The organism is Ferruginivarius sediminum (assembly GCF_003344765.1).
Lineage (GTDB): Bacteria > Pseudomonadota > Alphaproteobacteria > Kiloniellales > Rhodovibrionaceae > Ferruginivarius > Ferruginivarius sediminum.
Window position 1 is genome coordinate 41,981 of record NZ_QPMH01000016.1, and the last position, 16,745, is coordinate 58,725.

The 16,745-nt window shown below is 67.9% G+C and carries 16 protein-coding genes; 3 read left to right on the forward strand and 13 right to left on the reverse strand.

Annotated elements, in window-relative coordinates; genetic code table 11:
- Positions 1–7: 7 nt before the first annotated feature.
- The 4 genes from DRB17_RS15005 to DRB17_RS15020 all read right to left on the reverse strand — a co-directional run bounded on the left by DRB17_RS15005 (position 8) and on the right by DRB17_RS15020 (position 4,483).
- Positions 8–1,045: an alpha-ketoacid dehydrogenase subunit beta gene (locus DRB17_RS15005; RefSeq protein ID WP_206607912.1), complete on the reverse strand. Its 1,038-nt coding sequence runs from the start codon at positions 1,043–1,045 to the stop codon at positions 8–10.
- On the reverse strand, positions 1,042–2,037 hold the full coding sequence (gene pdhA / locus DRB17_RS15010) for a pyruvate dehydrogenase (acetyl-transferring) E1 component subunit alpha (RefSeq protein WP_114583038.1): 996 nt from the start codon (positions 2,035–2,037) through the stop codon (positions 1,042–1,044). The genes DRB17_RS15005 and pdhA overlap by 4 nt, the downstream gene beginning before the upstream one ends.
- Entirely contained in the window at positions 2,037–3,791 is a 1,755-nt protein-coding gene (gene acsA, locus DRB17_RS15015) for an acetate--CoA ligase (protein ID WP_114583039.1), read from the reverse strand. The genes pdhA and acsA overlap by 1 nt, the downstream gene beginning before the upstream one ends.
- A gap of 83 nt (positions 3,792–3,874) precedes the next feature.
- Complete coding sequence (locus DRB17_RS15020) at positions 3,875–4,483, reverse strand: Abi family protein (protein WP_161958845.1); 609 nt, start codon at positions 4,481–4,483, stop codon at positions 3,875–3,877.
- 568 nt (positions 4,484–5,051) lie between these two features.
- Here DRB17_RS15020 and DRB17_RS15025 point away from each other — a divergent pair.
- Both DRB17_RS15025 and DRB17_RS15030 read left to right on the forward strand, forming a co-directional pair.
- The gene (locus DRB17_RS15025) at positions 5,052–5,687 is read left to right on the forward strand and encodes a SagB/ThcOx family dehydrogenase (RefSeq protein WP_114583041.1); all 636 of its coding nucleotides are present in this window, start codon (positions 5,052–5,054) and stop codon (positions 5,685–5,687) included.
- Entirely contained in the window at positions 5,687–6,496 is an 810-nt protein-coding gene (locus DRB17_RS15030; RefSeq protein ID WP_114583042.1) for a bifunctional DNA primase/polymerase, read from the forward strand. Before DRB17_RS15025 ends, DRB17_RS15030 begins: the two co-directional genes overlap by 1 nt.
- Here DRB17_RS15030 and DRB17_RS15035 read toward each other — a convergent pair.
- The 8 genes from DRB17_RS15035 to DRB17_RS15070 form a co-directional block, all read right to left on the reverse strand.
- On the reverse strand, positions 6,493–7,839 hold the full coding sequence (locus tag DRB17_RS15035) for an NAD(P)-dependent malic enzyme (RefSeq protein ID WP_114583043.1): 1,347 nt from the start codon (positions 7,837–7,839) through the stop codon (positions 6,493–6,495). The two genes, DRB17_RS15030 and DRB17_RS15035, sit on opposite strands and share 4 nt — an antisense overlap.
- A 72-nt stretch (positions 7,840–7,911) precedes the next feature.
- Entirely contained in the window at positions 7,912–9,279 is a 1,368-nt protein-coding gene (locus DRB17_RS15040) for an ATP-grasp domain-containing protein (RefSeq protein ID WP_114583044.1), read from the reverse strand.
- Positions 9,276–10,001 (reverse strand): BON domain-containing protein, encoded by a 726-nt coding sequence (locus DRB17_RS15045; RefSeq protein WP_114583045.1) that lies wholly within the window; start codon positions 9,999–10,001, stop codon positions 9,276–9,278. The genes DRB17_RS15040 and DRB17_RS15045 overlap by 4 nt, the downstream gene beginning before the upstream one ends.
- Positions 10,002–10,105: 104 nt before the next feature.
- Entirely contained in the window at positions 10,106–10,672 is a 567-nt protein-coding gene (locus tag DRB17_RS15050) for an HPF/RaiA family ribosome-associated protein (protein WP_114583046.1), read from the reverse strand.
- A 34-nt stretch (positions 10,673–10,706) separates the two neighbouring features.
- Positions 10,707–10,928, reverse strand: coding sequence for a hypothetical protein (locus tag DRB17_RS15055; RefSeq protein ID WP_114583047.1), 222 nt, complete (start codon positions 10,926–10,928; stop codon positions 10,707–10,709).
- Between the two features lie 13 nt (positions 10,929–10,941).
- Entirely contained in the window at positions 10,942–11,214 is a 273-nt protein-coding gene (locus tag DRB17_RS15060; protein ID WP_147274922.1) for a hypothetical protein, read from the reverse strand.
- 95 nt (positions 11,215–11,309) lie between these two features.
- Entirely contained in the window at positions 11,310–12,746 is a 1,437-nt protein-coding gene (locus DRB17_RS15065; protein WP_114583049.1) for an RtcB family protein, read from the reverse strand.
- 10 nt (positions 12,747–12,756) lie between these two features.
- A complete protein-coding gene (locus DRB17_RS15070; protein WP_114583050.1) occupies positions 12,757–13,200 on the reverse strand; it encodes an archease in 444 nt (147 codons plus the stop codon).
- A gap of 175 nt (positions 13,201–13,375) precedes the next feature.
- Between DRB17_RS15070 and ftsH the strand changes: the two genes are divergently transcribed.
- Positions 13,376–15,298 (forward strand): ATP-dependent zinc metalloprotease FtsH, encoded by a 1,923-nt coding sequence (gene ftsH / locus DRB17_RS15075; RefSeq protein ID WP_114583051.1) that lies wholly within the window; start codon positions 13,376–13,378, stop codon positions 15,296–15,298.
- 24 nt (positions 15,299–15,322) lie between these two features.
- Here ftsH and DRB17_RS15080 read toward each other — a convergent pair whose 3' ends face one another.
- Complete coding sequence (locus DRB17_RS15080) at positions 15,323–16,678, reverse strand: TldD/PmbA family protein (RefSeq protein WP_114583052.1); 1,356 nt, start codon at positions 16,676–16,678, stop codon at positions 15,323–15,325.
- Positions 16,679–16,745: the final 67 nt, after the last annotated feature.

Genomic DNA, 16,745 nt, shown 5'->3' on the forward strand with positions numbered 1-16,745 from the left:
GCCGGCCTCAGTCCCGGCCCAACGTGGCCTTCGCGGCGGCAACGATCCGCCCCGGCTGCGGCACCGCCGCCTGCTCCAGGTGGCGCGGGTAGGGGATCGGCACCTCGGCGCTGCACACGCGCTGTATTGGCGCGTCCAGGTCCCAGAAGGCCTGCTCGACGATGCGCGCGGTGATTTCCGCCGACAAACTGCCGCTCTTCCAGCCCTCGTCCACGATGACGGCGCGGCGGGTCTTGCGCAGCGATTCCATGATCGTCGCGTCGTCCAGCGGGCGCAGGCTGCGCAGGTCGATCACCTCGGCCGCGATGCCGTCCTCCTTCAGCGCTTCCGCCGCTTCCAGCGTGCGGCCCAGCGTCCCGCCATAGGTGATCAGCGTGACGTCCCCGCCTTCGCGCCGCACGGCGGCCCGCCAGGGGTCGTAGTCCCCGGCAAGGTCGCGCACGGGGCCTTCGGCGTTGTAGAGCGTGGCGTGCTCGAAGATCAGCACCGGGTCCGGGTCGTCCAGCGCCGGCTGCAGCATGTAGCGCGCGTCCTCCACGGTGCCCGGCGCCAGTATCTTCAGACCGGGGATGTGCGCGTACCAGCCTTCCAGGGAGTGCGAGTGCTGCGCGGCGAGCTGCCGGCCGGCGCCGGTGGCCATGCGGATCACCAGCGGCACGCCGCACTGTCCGCCCGACATGTGGCGCAGCGTCGACGCGTTGTTGACGATCTGGTCCAGCGCCAGAAGGCTGAAGTTGACCGTCATGATCTCGACGATCGGCCGCATGCCGCCCATCGCCGCGCCGATACCGGCGCCGACGAACGCCGATTCCGACAGCGGCGTGTCGCGAATGCGCTCCGGCCCGAACTCCTCCAGCAGCCCCGTGCTGACGGCGTAGCAGCCGCCGTAGCGGCCCACGTCCTCGCCCATCAGGAAGACGCGGGGATCGCGCTGCATGGCTTCGCGGATGGCCGCGCGCATGGCGTCGCGATAAGTCATGGTGGTCGTGCCGCCGCCGGGCGCGGTGGCCGCTGCCTGCGTGTCGCTTGCGGTGTCCGGGCTCATGACGCGGCCTCTTCGGCGTAGACGTGGCGGGTTAGCGTCTCCACGGGTTCCCATTCGCCGGCCTCGGCGAAGGCGACGGCCTCGTCGATTTCCTTTGCAATCTCTTGTTCCAGCCGGTCCACGTCTTCCTGATGCAGCAGCCCGGCTTCCTTGATCCAGCCGAGGAAGCGGACCAGGGGCCCGTGCTTCCTGTGCTCCTCCACCTCCGCCTTGTCGCGGTAGAGCTGCGGATCGAACATGGAATGCGCGCGGAAGCGATAGGTGCGGCATTCCAGGAAGCGCGGCCCCTCGCCGGCGCGCACGGCCGCCGCGGCGCCAAGGGCCGCCGCCTCGATCGCGACAACGTCCATGCCGTCCACCGCCTCGGCCGGCATGCCGTAGGCCTGTGCCTTCAGGTGCACGTCGGTCTGCGATTCCGAGCGTTCCAGCGCCGTGCCCATGGCGTAGTAGTTGTTCTCGCAGATGAACAGCACGGGCAGCTTCCAAAGCGCGGCCAGGTTCATGCTTTCGTGGAACTCGCCCTCGGCGACCGCACCCTCGCCGAAAAAGCAGGCGGTGACGCGCGGGCGTTCCGCCAGCTTGTCGGACAGCGCCAGGCCGATGGCGAGCGGCAGGCCGCCGCCGACGATGGCATTGCCGCCGAAGAAGCGGCGCTCGGCGTCGAACAGGTGCATGGAGCCGCCGCGCCCGCCGCTGCATCCTTCCGCCTTGCCATACATCTCGGCCATGACGGCGGTCATGGGCACGCCGCGCGCCAGCGCGTGGCCGTGCTCGCGGTAGGTGGCGACGACGGCGTCCTCCGGCTCCAGCGCGCGCATGGCGCCGACGGCCACGGCCTCCTCGCCGATATAGAGGTGCAGGAAGCCGCGGATCTTTTCCTGCTGATACAGCTCCGCGCACTTCTCCTCGAAATGCCGGATGCGAAGCATCTGCCGCAGCACCTCCAGAAGGTGCGCGCGGCTCAGCCGGGGTTTGTGCGTATCGGGGGCCATCACGCGCCGCTTTCCAGGGTGGAGGTGTCGCCCTCGGGCAGCCCGAGTTCGCGGGCCTTTAAAAGGCGTCGCATGATCTTGCCGCTGCGCGTTCGCGGCAGCACGTCGCGGAAGTCGATGGCGCGCGGCGCCACGGCCGCGCCCAGGCGCTTGCGGGCATGGCCGAGGAGTTCCTTGCGCAGTTTCTCATCCGCCTCGTAGCCGGGTTTCAAGGCCACGAAGGCCTTGACCGCCTCGCCCATCATCTCGTCCGGCACGCCGATGACGCCCGCCTCGGCGACGGCGGGGTGCTCCAGCAGCGCGCTTTCCACCTCGAATGGGCCGATCAGGTGGCCGGCGGACTTGATGACGTCGTCGGCGCGCCCGACGAACCAGAAATAGCCGTCGGCGTCGCGCATCGCCAGGTCGCCCGTCAGGTACCAGCCGCCGGCGAAGGACTTCCTGTAACGCGCCTCGTTGTGCAGGTAGCCGCGGAACATCGACGGCCAGCCGGGGCGCAGCGCCAGCTCGCCGGGCGTCATCGGCGCGTCCACGACCTCGGGCGCTCCGCCGTCGTCGTGGGTGACGATGGCGGCCTCGATCCCCGGCAGCGGCCGGCCCATCGAGCCGGGCTTCACCGGCTCGGCGGCGTAGTTGGCGATCATGATGCCGCCGGTCTCGGTCTGCCACCAGTTGTCGTGGAACGGCCGGCCGAAGGCCTCCTGACTCCAGACCACGGCCTCGGGGTTCAGCGGCTCGCCCACGCTGGCCATGAAGCGCAGGCGGGACAGGTCGTACTGTTGCGGTAATTCGGGGCCGACCTTCATCAGCATGCGGATGGCCGTGGGCGCGGTGTACCAGACCGTCACCTTCTCGTCGCGTAGGATGGCGTACCAGCGCTCGGCATCGAACTCGGCCTCGTCCACGATCATGGTGACGCCATTCGTCAGCGGCGAGACGATGCCGTAGGAGGTGCCGGTCACCCAGCCCGGATCGGCCGTGCACCAGAAGACGTCTTCCGGATGCAGGTCCAGCGCGAAGCGGCCGGTGGCGTGGTGCGCGACGACCGCCTCGTGGACGTGGATCGCGCCCTTGGGCTTGCCGGTGGTGCCGCTGGTGAAATGCAGCAGCGCCATCTCGTCCGGCTCCATCGCCGCGCAGGGCATGCTGCCGTCGCATTCGGCCATCGCGGTGGCAAGGTCGATGGTGTCCTCCACCGGCGGCTCGTCGCCGACCAGAAGGACGTTGCGCAGGTCCGGCAGCTCGTGACGCCAGGGCTTCACCTTCTTGCGGTAGAGCGAGGGGGTCGTCACCAGCGTCGTGGCGTCGCCCAGCTCCATGCGCTGGCGCACCGGATCCGGCCCGAAGGCTGAGAACAGCGGCGCGAAAACGCTGCCGTTCTTCAGCGTGCCGAGAGCGGCGATATAAAGCTCCGGCAGCCGGCCCATCAGCGAGAAGACGCGGTGCCCCTGGCCCACGTCGAGGCGGCGCAGCACCTCGGCGAAGCGGCTGCTCTCGGCGGCGAGATTGGCATAGGTGAAATCGCGCCGTTCGCCGGTCTTGGACAGCCAGCGCAGGGCCAGCTTGTCGCCCCGGCCTTTCGCGACATGCCGGTCGACGGCCTCGTAGGCGATGTTGAGCCCGCCGCCCGGCAAGCCGTCCAGGGCCGCGCGCGCGGCTTCCCAGGAGAATTCGGCGCGGGCCTTGTCGTAGCTTTCAAGGTTCGGCACAGCCTCGTCGCCGCGCCGCGCCTTGGTGATGACCTCCCACTCCATATCGCCGGCCCTTTTTCCATGGCGGTTCCGCATGGCCTTCGAAAAGCCTACGGAGAACGCGCAACGGGCCGCCATGCGCCAGATCAACCGGGGGTGTCGGGGTGGGGAGGGCGGCCGCGCCAAGCGCTGTCGAATGCACAGGAATGCTCGACAAACCAACGAAGGTCCGGCGATATCCAATCCAGCAGGGTTTTAATCTCCCCGTATTTGCGGTCGAGCTTGAGATGCAGGATCGGCTCATGATGCGCGATCCGATTGCGGATATCCCGGATGCGGTCGGCCGAACCGGCAATGGTTCCCCTGCTGCATCCGCGGGGAATGTGCGGGAACGAACGTCGGATATTATGGTTCCACTTCAGCGGCACGTCGTAGCGGGCTGTGAGTAGCGAGGTCCAAAATCCGAACGGCATATCGGCGATTACGGCGTCTTCCGTTGGACGTTCGGATTTTCGTTTTCTTTTTTGTCGGGCCACGGCTTGGCGGAGTTTCAGTCTATGTTCCTCCGCCAGGATTCGATGGAAGTGGCCGTTGAGGTGCCAGCCAGCCCCAAAGCGATCTCGCAGGGTTGCGGCAATGGCGTTCCGGAACGCGATTTCGACTGTTTGGAGCGGCCAATAGAGACTCTCGGAAAGCTCGACATTCCAACGATACAAGTGGATGGCCAGCTGCTTGTCCCGATCGGCGTATGCCATGTAATTCTGAAATCTGGATTGCGAAAGATAGTAAAATATTTCACCCAGAACGTGAGGCGTATATGAAAAATCTGATTGCATTTCAGTCCATTGGTGCGTATCGATACTGTTGTGGGCCTCGGGGCAGGATCACTGCGGATGCACATCTCCTGAGGACAATCAGACTTCTTCATACGGGTCGGCGTGTTTCTCGCGCGCCGACCCGTATTCGTTTCCCGCATCGCTCAAGGCCAAAGGGGGGCCGCCGACAGCTTACGTTGTTTCACGCCCCCCTTCCCTAATGCTCCGACGAAATGCCCGAATCGCCGCATCGGAATGAAAGCGGCGGCGCCATGGTCTGGCAACGGCGTCAGGGTTGTGCTGGCGGATATATGATTGGCTACTCAGTTTACCCGGACCAATGAAGACCGTCCCTTGACGCCGCGCATTGAGCGGCGTCTGTCAAATGGGAACAATGCTTTCCCCAAGAAGCCCCAAGCGGGAGGATGGTTCCTTGCATGCTCCACGGCGGCGGTTACTGTTCCTGGGACTTGGCGGATTGATAAGCGGTTTGGCGGGAGGCGCGGTGATGAGCGAGAGCCGGGTACGGCAGGTGAACGCGGCGGGGCGGATGGAATTGCCGGCGCCCACTACGAACGGCAGCATGCCGCTGGAAGCTGCGATTGGGCGGCGCCGCTCGCGCCGTAGCTTCCGGGCGGAGCCGCTGGCGCTTGCGGATCTCTCGCAGCTTCTTTGGGCGGCGCAGGGCGTGACCAATCCGGCGGGCTTCCGGGCGGCGCCGTCCGCCGGCGCGCTCTATCCCCTGGAGCTTTACGTCGTCGCCGGCCACGTCGAGGGGCTGGCCAGCGGCGTCTACCGGGCGGACGTGTCCGGGGCCGCGCTCGACCACGTGCAGTCCGGCGATGAGCGCCAGGCGCTGGCCCGCATCGCGCTGCACCAGGACTGGATGGTGGATGCTCCCGTCATCATCGCCGTCGCCGCCGTGTTCGAGCGGACGACGGCAAAGTACCACGCACGCGGCGAGCGCTACGTCCATATCGAGGCCGGTTGCGCCGTTCAGAACGTCTATCTTCAGGCGACAGCACTCGGCCTCGGCACCACTGTCGTGGGCGCCTTCGACGACGAGGCCGTGCAGCGCCGTCTCGGGATGGCGGAAAGGGAGCGCCCGCTGGCGCTGCTGCCGGTCGGCCGCTACCAGGATTGATGAACCCGAGCAAGGACGGAAGCGAGGCACAACAGGCGGCGCTCGCCTACGCCGCCCTCGGCTGGTCCGTCGTGCCGATCGTGCCGCGCGGGAAACGGCCGCTGGTGAGCTGGGAGGAATTCCAGTCGCGGCGGGCGGGATCGGACGAGATCCGGACATGGTTCAAGCGCTGGCCGGGGGCCGGGGTCGGGGTCGTGACGGGGTTCGTCTCGGGCCTCCTGGTGCTCGATGTCGATCCGCGGCATGGCGGGGAGGACAGCCTGGCCGAGCTTTGCGCCCGGCACGGCGCGTTGCCGGTGACGGTGGAGGCGGTAACGGGCAGCGGCGGGCGCCACCTGTATTTCCGTCATCCGGGTCACGGCGTGGCCAACCGCGCCGGCTTCGCCCCCGGGCTGGACCTGCGCGGCGACGGCGGCCTCGTCGTGGCGCCGCCGTCCGGCCATCCTTCCGGCGGCCATTACCGCTGGGCGCCGGGCCGCGATCCGCAGAGCCTGAGCCCGGCCGACATGCCCGGGTGGCTCCTGTCGGACGTGCCCGATACAACGGGAGGTGCCGGCTGGCCCGCCGCGTACTGGCGAGAGCTGGTGCGCAGCGGCGTGGGGGAGGGCGCGCGGAACAACACTATCGCCTCGTTCGCCGGGCACCTGCTGCACCGGGGCGTGGATATCGACGTCGTCATCGAATTGCTGCTGTGCTGGAACGCCATACGCTGCCGCCCGCCCCTGCCGGATGAGGAGGTCGTGGCGACAGTGCACAGCATCCGCCGTACCCAGCTTCGCCACGCAGAGCGCGAGGAGCCTCCCGGCTAAGGGGCGTCGTCCAGCCCGGCGATGAGGCCGGCGCCGATCAGCGCGTCAGTTGCCGCGCGCGCGGCGGCGATGCGCCGCTCCGCCCCGGCGCGAAGCTCGGCCGTATCGCAGGGCCGCGCGGCCTCGCCCATCTCCATGGCGTGACGGCCGACAGCGACGGCCAGTTCGACCGCGATTGCCGGGTCATCGATGCTGGGCAAAATCGACTCGCGGCCAAGCCCGCGCCGCTCCCCCAGTTCCGCCAGCGCGTCCGCGGCGGCCATGGCGGCGCCTTCGTCGATGGCCCTGGTTCGAACGTCCAGGATGCCGCGAAAAATACCGGGAAATGCCAGCGCGTTGTTCACTTGGTTCGGCAGGTCGCTGCGCCCGGTGGCGACGATGCCGGCACCCGCCTCGGCCGCCTGCCAGGGCCAGACTTCCGGCGTCGGGTTGGCGCAGGCGAATACCACGGGATCCGCTGCCATCCCGGCGATCCAGCGTGGCTCGATTACGCCGGGGCCGGGGCGGGAGAAGGCGATGCAGACATCGGCATCGCGTAGCGCCTCCTCGCCGCCGCCGGTCCGTCCCTCGGCGTTGGTGGTCCGGCAGATGCGCCATTTGTCGGCGTAGGATTCGCGAGTGGCGGCGATATCGTCGCGCTCACGATGCAGGATGCCTTGGCTGTCGCACACGACCATGCGCGCCGGGTCCGCGCCGGCGGCGGTCAGCAGGCGGAAGACGGCAATGTTTGCCGCACCCGCGCCGATCAGCGCGATACGAACCTGGTCCAGCCGCTTGTTCACGACTTTCAGCGCATTGCGCAGGCCCGCCAGGACCACGGTGGCCGTCCCCTGCTGATCGTCGTGCCACACCGGGATGGAGAGGCTTTCGCGCAGCCGGTCGAGAACCTGGAAGCACTTGGGCTGCGAAATGTCCTCCAGGTTGATGGCGCCGAAGGCAGGGGCCAGCGCCTTCACCGTCGCGACGATCTTCTCCGGCGCGTTCAGGTCCAGGCAGATCGGCACCGCGTCGACGCCGCCCAGGTGCTTGAACAGCAGCGCCTTGCCCTCCATCACGGGCAGGGCCGCTTCCGGGCCGATGTCCCCCAGCCCCAGAACGCGGGAGCCGTCGGTAACGATGGCGATTGTGTTGGCCTTGTTGGTCTGGCGATAGACCTCGTCCGGATCGGCGTGGACAGCGCGGGATGCCGCGGCCACGCCCGGCGTGTACCAGATGGCGAAGTCGCTCAACGCGCGTAGCGGAACCTTCGGAATCGTCTGGATCTTGCCGCGATAGCGGGCGTGAAGCCGGAGCGCCCGGTCGGCGATGGCCTTGTCGGGGGACGAGCCGCATTCATCGGTCATCGGCCTGCCTTTCTCTGCGCCGCCTACCGGATCGATAGAAGCAGACGCGCGATGCAACGGCGTTGAGGTCGATCAAGTGCCGGTCCGCGCCTGCGCCGGCGTGTCCTCGAACTCGAACGGCAGGTACGACAGGCACCTTTCGTATTTCTCCAGAAGCGCCTTCTGGTTTTCCGCTCCGATGAAAAGCTCCGCCACCTCGAAGCTGTAACTGTCCTGTAGCGGCAGGTGCGCCAGGCGCTGGCCGGTCTCGACCATGGCGCGGAAGAAAACGTCCGGCACGTCGCGTTCAAGGCGGCGGATATCGCTTTCGTCCGGAACCCGGCGGACTTCCGCATCGGTGAAGTGGCGAAGCATGAACTTCCCGGCCACGCCATAGCGGCCGGCGCGGTGCGGCATGTCAGGGCTTTCGCCCAGCGCGACCCGCACCGCCACCTGCTGGTGAGTGGCGCCGTCCACGAGATAAAACAGCGGGCAGTGCGACTTCGAGATGCGGGCGTTGATCTCCAGCAGCTTGATGTCGTCGCGCGCCTTGTCCCAATAGAACTCGACGTTGAACGGGCCGTTGCAAAACTCCAGGAAGCGAATCAGGCGCTCGGCGGCGGCTGTCATGCGCGCCGTCACGTGCCCCGGCAGGCGCGAGGGGTACTGGTAGCGCGCGAAAGAGGACCTGTGCCGGCCGGTGCGCACGGAATCGACGATGCCGTAAATCTCGACCGTATCGCTCAGGGCGTAACCCTCCAGCGTGCACTGGCTGCCTTGCGAGATGATCTCCTCGGCCAGGCAGTGGTAGCCGTCGATACGGGCGATTTCGGCGGGAACCTTTGCGCGGCGCAGGAAGTCGTTGAACGGTACGGCGAAGACGTCGATGCCGCGGCGGATGATCTCGACCGCCCGGGCGAGTTCCTTCCGGTCGTGGATCTTGAAGCCGAGATGGGAGGAATGCGCCTTGATCGGCTTAACCCAGAAGGGAAACGGCAGCTCGATACCGGCCACGGCACCGTCGTCGAACGGATCGAAGGCCTGGAAGCGCGGCACCAGCTCGGGCTGGACGCGGGATTGCAGCACGCGGCTCCAGTACTTGTCCTCGCAGCGCAGCACCGCTTCCAGCGACGGCCCGGAAAGGCCGTATTCGGCACGGAGCAAGGGAAGCAGGAAGCTGCTCGGGAAATCCCAGTAGGCGATAATGGCGTCGGGCCGGACGCCGCTTTCGTCAATGGACCGGTGGGCCTTTTCGATCAGCTTCGGCACGTCGTAGGGCGGATGGACGACCTCGCCGTAGCTGAGCAGGGGACGGAAAACATAGGCTTCCGGCTTTTCGATGCGCTTCAGGAAAGCCGTGTTGAACCGCTCCCAACCAATGACAAAAACGGTTTTCGGCCGCGATGCCTCTTGCGATGCCTTGCGTGACGGTTCGATGCCGGTCATGACATCCGTCGTCATGCTCGCACGTCGATGCGGTTGATGACCTTGTCGACCCCGAAAACGAACCAGGCATCGTATTCCGCCATCTCGCGCTCGGATTCCGTCGGGACGAGTCCCCTTAGGGTGACGACGGTGCCATCCGTGGTGACGCGCACCTGGCTTGCGTCGACGAAGGGGTCCTTTTCCAGGGCGACGCGCACCGCGTCGGTGATCTCGTCGGCGCCGTCGGCCTCCTCGGGCTCCACCGCCAGGCCGTTGACCACGTCCCGCGTGCCCGGCACCCACCACGCCAGCACGCCGGCCAGCCGCTTGTAACCGAGGCCCGGCACCTCGCCGTCCAGGGTGACGACGCCATCCTCCACGGTGCAGACGATGTCGCCGCGCGGCGATTCCGGGTCCTGCAGCACGGATTCCGGTCGGCCGTCCACCTGGCCGCGCAGGCGGCACTCGCGGAAGGCGGTGTCCTGCTGCAGAGCGTCCGTCAGGTCGTGCCAGATCTCGCCGTCGCCCTGGGGCTGCGCCGCGGCGACCCGCAGGCGGTCGACGATGGCCGAAATGCCGGGCAGGGCGACCACCGCCTCCAGAGCCAGCTTCTTGGCAACGATGCTGTCGACCTCGCCTTCCAGCGTCACGGCTTGTCCGTCCCAGGCGACGTCCACGGGCGTCTTGTGCAGGTCCAGCGCCGCAACGCTGTCGAGGGCCGCGCGCACGTCGGCGAGAATATCCTGGCCGCTGGTCATGACGGGAGCACCCATTCCTGAACGACTGCCCGATGCAACCACGAGCCGCGCGGGGCGGCTTTGAGGCGCATCAACTCCGGCGTCGCCGGCGGTCCGGGCGCGGGTTACTCCACCAGATGGTGCTTGCCGATGGGCTTGACGGTCGTCGCCTGGGGGCCTTCCGCGCTCTCGCCGTGGACAATCTCCAGGCGCACCTCGCTGCCCGGCTTCAGGCCGTCGAACTCCCCTTCGACCACGCTGTTGCGGTGGAAGTAGATCTCCCGGCCGTCCGAGGTCTCGACGAAGCCGTGGTCCGGGAACATACGCCGCACCGTGCCGTGAAGCGGCGTCTCGTGCTCCTTGATGTCGCCGCGCGCCTTGCGGGCGTGGTCCTCCAACTGGCGATAGGCGGCGTCGAAGGCATCGCGAACCGCGACGTAGACGTCCTCGTGGGCGTGATCCTTCGGCCCCTGGTGGTTCACCACGATGTCGTTGCCGGGAACCGAGATGTCAATGCGCACGTCGTAAAGCCGCCCCTTGTGCTGGTGGTGGGGGGGGGCCTCGACGACCACGCGGCAACCGATGATCCGGTCGAAATAGCGTGTGAGCTTTTCGGCCTTTTCGCGGACATCGGCCTCGACGTAGGGGGATGCGTCCATGTTGTGGAATATCAGCTCGAGAGGGATCGTCATGGCGGTTCCGCGCACGGCTCCTTCTTATTTCGGGTTACTCTTCGGATACGAGGTGAGGATCTTCGGGGACCCGCGTGTAATAGGCGCGGTCGCGCAGCCGCTCCATGTCGACCTCTTCCTCGGCATCGCCGTGCTCGGCCACCAGGATGGCGTACTGACCCTCGCCGTCGGGGCGGGAAAGGACGGCGTCCACGATCCAGACATGGCGGTGGTCGCCGTGCTTCCAGAAGCGCTGGCCCTGTACGATGTCCGTCATCCCGGAAGTCCCGTCAGTGGCGACGTGTGCCGCCCCGTGTGGCGGCGATGGCGGGCCCGACGCAGTCTTCGGCGAGTTCGCGCTTCAGCGCCCGCTCGACCGCCTGCCGTGCGGCGGCAACGCTGGCGAAACGCGAGCCATCCAGCGCCGCCAGCCGGGGGTCGCTGCTGTAGAAGACGAAGCCGTGGCCAAGCGTGATCAGGCTCCCGACGGTCTTCCCGCCGACGTCCAAGCGCTGGGAGCGGACCGCAAGGGCGTCGATGTCGGCATTATGCCAGCGGGTCATGGTCACTACCGCCTCCTCGTTGATTGCGGTTTCGCCCCAAGTGGAACAGACCATATACCGGTGCGGCGCAACCTTCATTGATCCCTGTCAATCACTCAGCCTTTGACGCAGATCATCGGGGTTAGCCGGGCGACGCGCCGGGCCAGGCCCGCGCGCTCGGCCACCTCGACCACGGCGTCGATATCCTTGTAGGCGCCCGGCGCCTCCTCGGCGACGCCGCGCATGGATGGGCTGCGAATGGCGATGCCGCGCTGCTCCAGGTCGTTCACGATGTCGCGGCCGCGCCAGCGGCGCAGTGCGGCATGCCGACTCAGCGCGCGCCCCGCGCCGTGGCAGGCGGAACGGAAGGCATGGCCGCCGTCGCGCGGCGTGCCGACCAGGACATAGGAGGCCGTGCCCATCGACCCGCCGATCAGCACGGGTTGTCCCACCGCGCGCAGCGGTTCCGGCAAGGCCGGGTCGCCCGCCCCGAAGGCGCGGGTGGCGCCCTTGCGGTGTACGAACAGCCGGCGTGCCGCGCTCTCGCCGGCCACCGGATGCGCCTCTTCCTTGCAGGTGTTGTGCGAGACGTCGAACAGCAGGTCCAGCCGCGCCTCGGGCAGCACCCGCGCGAAGACCTGCCGTGCCAGGTGGCCGATCACCTCGCGGTTGGCGAAGGCGCAGTTGATGCCGGCGCGCATGGCGCCCAGATAGCGCCGGCCCAGCGCGGACTCGATAGGCGCGCAGGCAAGTTCGCGGTCGGGCAGGGCGATGCCGTGCTCGCCGGCGGTTTCCACCATCTCGCGCAGGAACTCGGTGCCGATCTGGTGTCCCAGCCCGCGCGAGCCGCAGTGAATGGTGACGACGGCATCGCCTTCGCGAAGACCGAAGACCTCGGCGACGTCGGGCAGCAGGATTTCGGCGACCTGCTGCACCTCAAGGTAGTGGTTGCCGGAGCCCAGCGTGCCGACCTCGTCGCGCTGACGGGTCTTGGCGCGGTCGGAGACGGTGGCGGGCTCCGCGCCGGCCATGCGGCCGCGCTCCTCGATGCGCTCCAGGTCGGCGGCATCGCCATAACCCTGCTCCACCGCCCAGCGGGCACCGCCCAGCAGCATGGCGTCCATCTCCTCCCCGACGACGTGCAGGTGTCCGGTGCTGCCGAGGCCGACCGGAATCTCGGCATAGAGTGCGTCGGCCAGGGTATCGCGCACCTCCACCACCCGATTAGCCGGCAAGCCGGTGAGCATCGTGCGCACGCCGCAGGAGATGTCGAAGCCCACGCCGCCGGCCGAGACGACGCCGCCCGCCTCGGGATCGAAGGCCGCGACCCCGCCGATGGGGAAGCCATAGCCCCAGTGCGCGTCGGGCATGGCGTAGGAAGCCTCGACGATACCGGGGAGCTTCGCGACGTTGCAGACCTGCTGGCAGACCTTGTCGTCCATGTCGGCGATCAGATACTCGTCGGCGTAGACGATCCCCGGCACGTGCATGCCGTCGTGCGGCGGTATCCGCCACGCCGTCGCCGTTATGCGCTCCAGCTTTGCCGTATCCATCGCATTTGCCTCACACGTCGATGACGCACTCGCCCAGCCAGCCGCCGTCGGGCAGGCGGCTGACGTTCAGCGCGGTATAGGTGGCGCCCTTGACTTCGACCGCCGGGGCGTGCCGGGCCACGTCGATCGGCTCGCCCCAGGCCTCGGCGGCGAGGCCGCCGTCCCGGCGGTGCACCTGGAACCTGGCAAAGAGCAAGCGATCCACCGCCATTTCGTAGACCAGCGAATTCAGCCAGTCGTAGAGCAGGGTTTCCGGGTCGCGGCCGCGAATCTCGATGGCGATGCGCTCCGACGGCCTCACACTGGCGGGGCAGGTCACCGCCGCCGTCAGGGCGATTCCGGCCTGCTCCAGCATGGCTTCCAGCGTGGGCCCCCAGGCGCGCAGGCCGACGTCGGCGCCGTGCTCGAAGTGCTCCCAGCCCGCCGCGCCATCCGTCGAGGCAAGCTTGCTCATGGCGCCATTCCCCTCATGGCGGTATATTCGGCGGACCGGCGTCCCGGCGCCATGCGTTGGCGCAAATTCACACGCCCGGCCGCCGGTTCCGCCCGACGCCCATTGATCCGGGTCAAGGGCGCGTTGGCGGCCGCCAGTCTAGGCTGGGCGCCGAAAGCGGATTGGAAGGCGCTTGATGGATCAATTCAGAAAGCTGCTGCCGGTTCTCGCCATCCTGGCGGCGCTGGCATTCCTGCTGCTGCTTCTCTCGCCGGAGCAGTCGGTCCAGCCGGTCAAGACGCCGGTGCAGTTGTCGTACACCGACTTCAAGCAACGCCTGAAGGCCGGCGAGGTGGACCGCGTGGTCTTGAAGGGCCGCGAGGTGCAGGGCTGGCTGGCCGAGCCGGTCGAGGGGCCGGGCGGGCAAAGCTCCATCGCCGTGCGCACGCGGGTGCCCGACTTTGGCGATCCGGAACTCCTGACGCTTCTGGAGAGCCAGGGCGTCGAGGTGCAGGTCGCCGAAAGCGAGGAAACCGGGCCGTTGTACTGGCTTATGGGCTTCCTGCCGTGGCTGATCCTGATCGGCTTCTGGATTTTCCTGTGGCGGCGCATGTCGCGTGGGCCTTTCGGCGGCGGCATGGGCGGCGGCGATATCAAGGACTTCCTCTCCGGCGGCTCCCAGTCGGAAGAAAAGCCGATGGCCCAGGTCACCTTCGACGACGTCGCGGGTCAGGAGAACGCCAAGCGCGAGGTGGCCGAGCTGGTCGAGTACCTGCGCAACCCCGACAAGTACACCGCCTTGGGCGCCGAGGTGCCGCACGGCGTGCTGCTGATGGGCCCGCCGGGAACCGGTAAGACGCTGCTGGCCCGCGCGCTGGCGGGCGAGTCGGGCGTGCCGTTCTTCCACATCTCGGCCTCGGAGTTCATCGAGGTGTTCGTCGGCGTTGGCGCCAGCCGCGTGCGCAAGATGTTCGCCGAGGCGAAGAAGCGCGCACCCTGCATCATCTTCATCGACGAGTTGGACAGCGTCGGCCGGGTGCGCGGCGCCGGTCTCGGCGGCGGGCATGACGAGCGCGAGCAGACGCTGAACCAGATCCTGGCGGAGATGGACGGCTTCTCCGGACACGAGGCGGTGATCGTGCTGGCGGCCACGAACCGGCCTGACGTGCTGGACCCGGCGCTGCTGCGCCCCGGCCGCTTCGACCGCCACGTCACGCTGGAATTGCCCGACCTGGACGCGCGGGAGCAGATCCTCAAGGTTCACGCGCGGCGCGTGCCACTGTCCGCCGATGTAGATATGCACGCCATCGCCGCGGGCACGCCGGGCTTTTCCGGCGCCGACCTGAAGAATCTCGTGAACGAGGCCGCCATGGCCGCCGCGCGCGATGGCAAGCGCGCCGTGGACAAGCGCCATTTCGACGACATGCGCGACCGCATCCTGATGGGCACCGTCCGCACCCTGGCGATCCACAAGAATGAGCGCCATCGCCTGGCCGTGCACGAGGCCGGGCACACCGCCGTCGCCTACTACCTGCCCGACTCGGATTCCCCCTATAAGGTGACGATCATCCCGCGCGGCCGCGCGCTGGGCGGCACGCAGCAGCTTCCAGAGGAAGAGCGTCACACCCTGACCGAAGAATACCTGCGCACCCGCCTATCGGTGATGCTGGCCGGGCGCGCGGCGGAGAAGCTGTTCCTGGAGAGTGTCAGTTCGGGCGCCGACGACGACATCCGGCAGGCGACGCAACTGGCCCGCGCCATGGTGGGCCGCTGGGGGATGTCCGACGAGCTTGGCCCGGTCGATGTCCGCGAGAGCGAGGAGCACCCCTTTCTGGGCCGCGAGATGGCCCAGCCCCGACACTTCTCGGAGGCGACGGCGGAAGCGGCGGACAAGGCCGTCCGCCGGCTGCTGATCGAGGCCGAGGAACGTGCGTTGGAGACATTGCGCGGCAACCGCCGGAAGATCGAGGCCCTTATCGCCGAGCTGGAGCAGCACGAGATGCTGGAACGCCAGGACATCGACCGGCTGCTTGGCGGGGGCGAAGGCAAGGGCAAGGCGAGGAAGGCCGAAAAGGCGCAGGGGGGTGGCGCCAAGACAGCGTCGGCCGGGGCGTCGTGATGGGCGAATTGACCTGTTCCGCTATCACGCCCCCGCCAGCGTCATGCCGTCGATACGGACCGTCGGCGAATCGGTGCCATAGCGGAATTCCAGGTCGTCGGCCGGTGTGAGGTTCATGAACATGTCCTTCAGGTTGCCGGCCAGGGTCAACTCACTGACGGGATAGGCGATCTTGCCGTTCTCGATCCAGAAGCCCGCGGCGCCGCGGCTGTAGTCGCCGGTGACCCCGTTGACGCCCATACCCATCAATTCCATCACGTAGAAGCCCTCCTCGATCTCGCCGATCAGGGCTTCGGGCGACAGCGCGCCCGGTTCGAGGTACAGGTTCGTCGTGGCCGGCGACGGCGGGGCGGAGGTGCCGCGCGCGGCGTGGCCGGTGGAGCGCAGCCCGAGCTGGCGCGCCGAGCTCAGCGACAGGATCCAGGTCTTCAGCGCGCCGTCCTCGATCACTTTCCGGGGCTTGTTCGCCAGCCCCTCGGCGTCGAAGGGCTTGGACTTCAGGCCGCGCCGGCGATGCGGGTCGTCCACCACCGCGATGCCGGGCGCGAAGACCGGCTGGTCCATGCGGTCTTTCAGGAACGAGGTGCCGCGCGCCACGGCCGGGCCGGAAATCGCGCCGGCAAGATGACCGAGAAGGCTGTTCGCCACGCGCGGGTGGTAGACGACCGGGTACTTCCCGGTCTTGGGCCGGCGCGGATTCAGGCGGCGCACGGTTCGCTCGCCGGCAAGCCGGCCGATCGCGGCGGGGTCTTCCAGGTCGCTGCCGTAAACGGCCGAATGGAAAGCGTAGTCCCTTTCCATCGCCGTACCTTCACCCGCCAGGACGGCGCAGCCGACCGTTTGAGACGACTTGCTGTAGCCGCCGCTGAAGCCATTGGTCGCCGCGAGCGCGATGTGGGCGCTGGACCAGTTCGCTTCGGCGCCTTCGGAATTCGTTACACCCTCGACAGCGCGTGCCGCCTCCTCGCACGCACGGGCCCGCTCGATCAGGGTGCTCGTGTCGGGCTCTTGCGGATCGCAGTTATCCAGGTCCGGCCAGTCACGGGCCAGGGCGTCCGCTTCGGCCAGGCCGCAATAGGGGTCCTCCGGCACGCTTCCGGCCATCGCCAGCGCCCGCTCGACAAGGTCACGCAGCGCGTCAGGCTTGAAGTCGGACGATGCCACGCAGGCTTGCCGCTTACCGACGAAGACTCGCAGGCCGAGGTCGGCGGCTTCGCTGCGCTTCAAGCGCTCGACCTCGCCTAGGCGCTGGGCGTGGGAGATCGACACGCCGTCGACAAGCACGGCGTCGGCGGCATCGGCACCGGCACGGCGGGCCTTGTCCAGCAAGTCGTCGAGCAGGTCGAGGGAGTCGCGGTCACCGCCATTACGTGGACTCATCGTGGCCTCTTGCAAACTGCCTTGTCGGGCGTTCGAAACGTCTTCGGTGCTTCCGGACGCGCTGTCC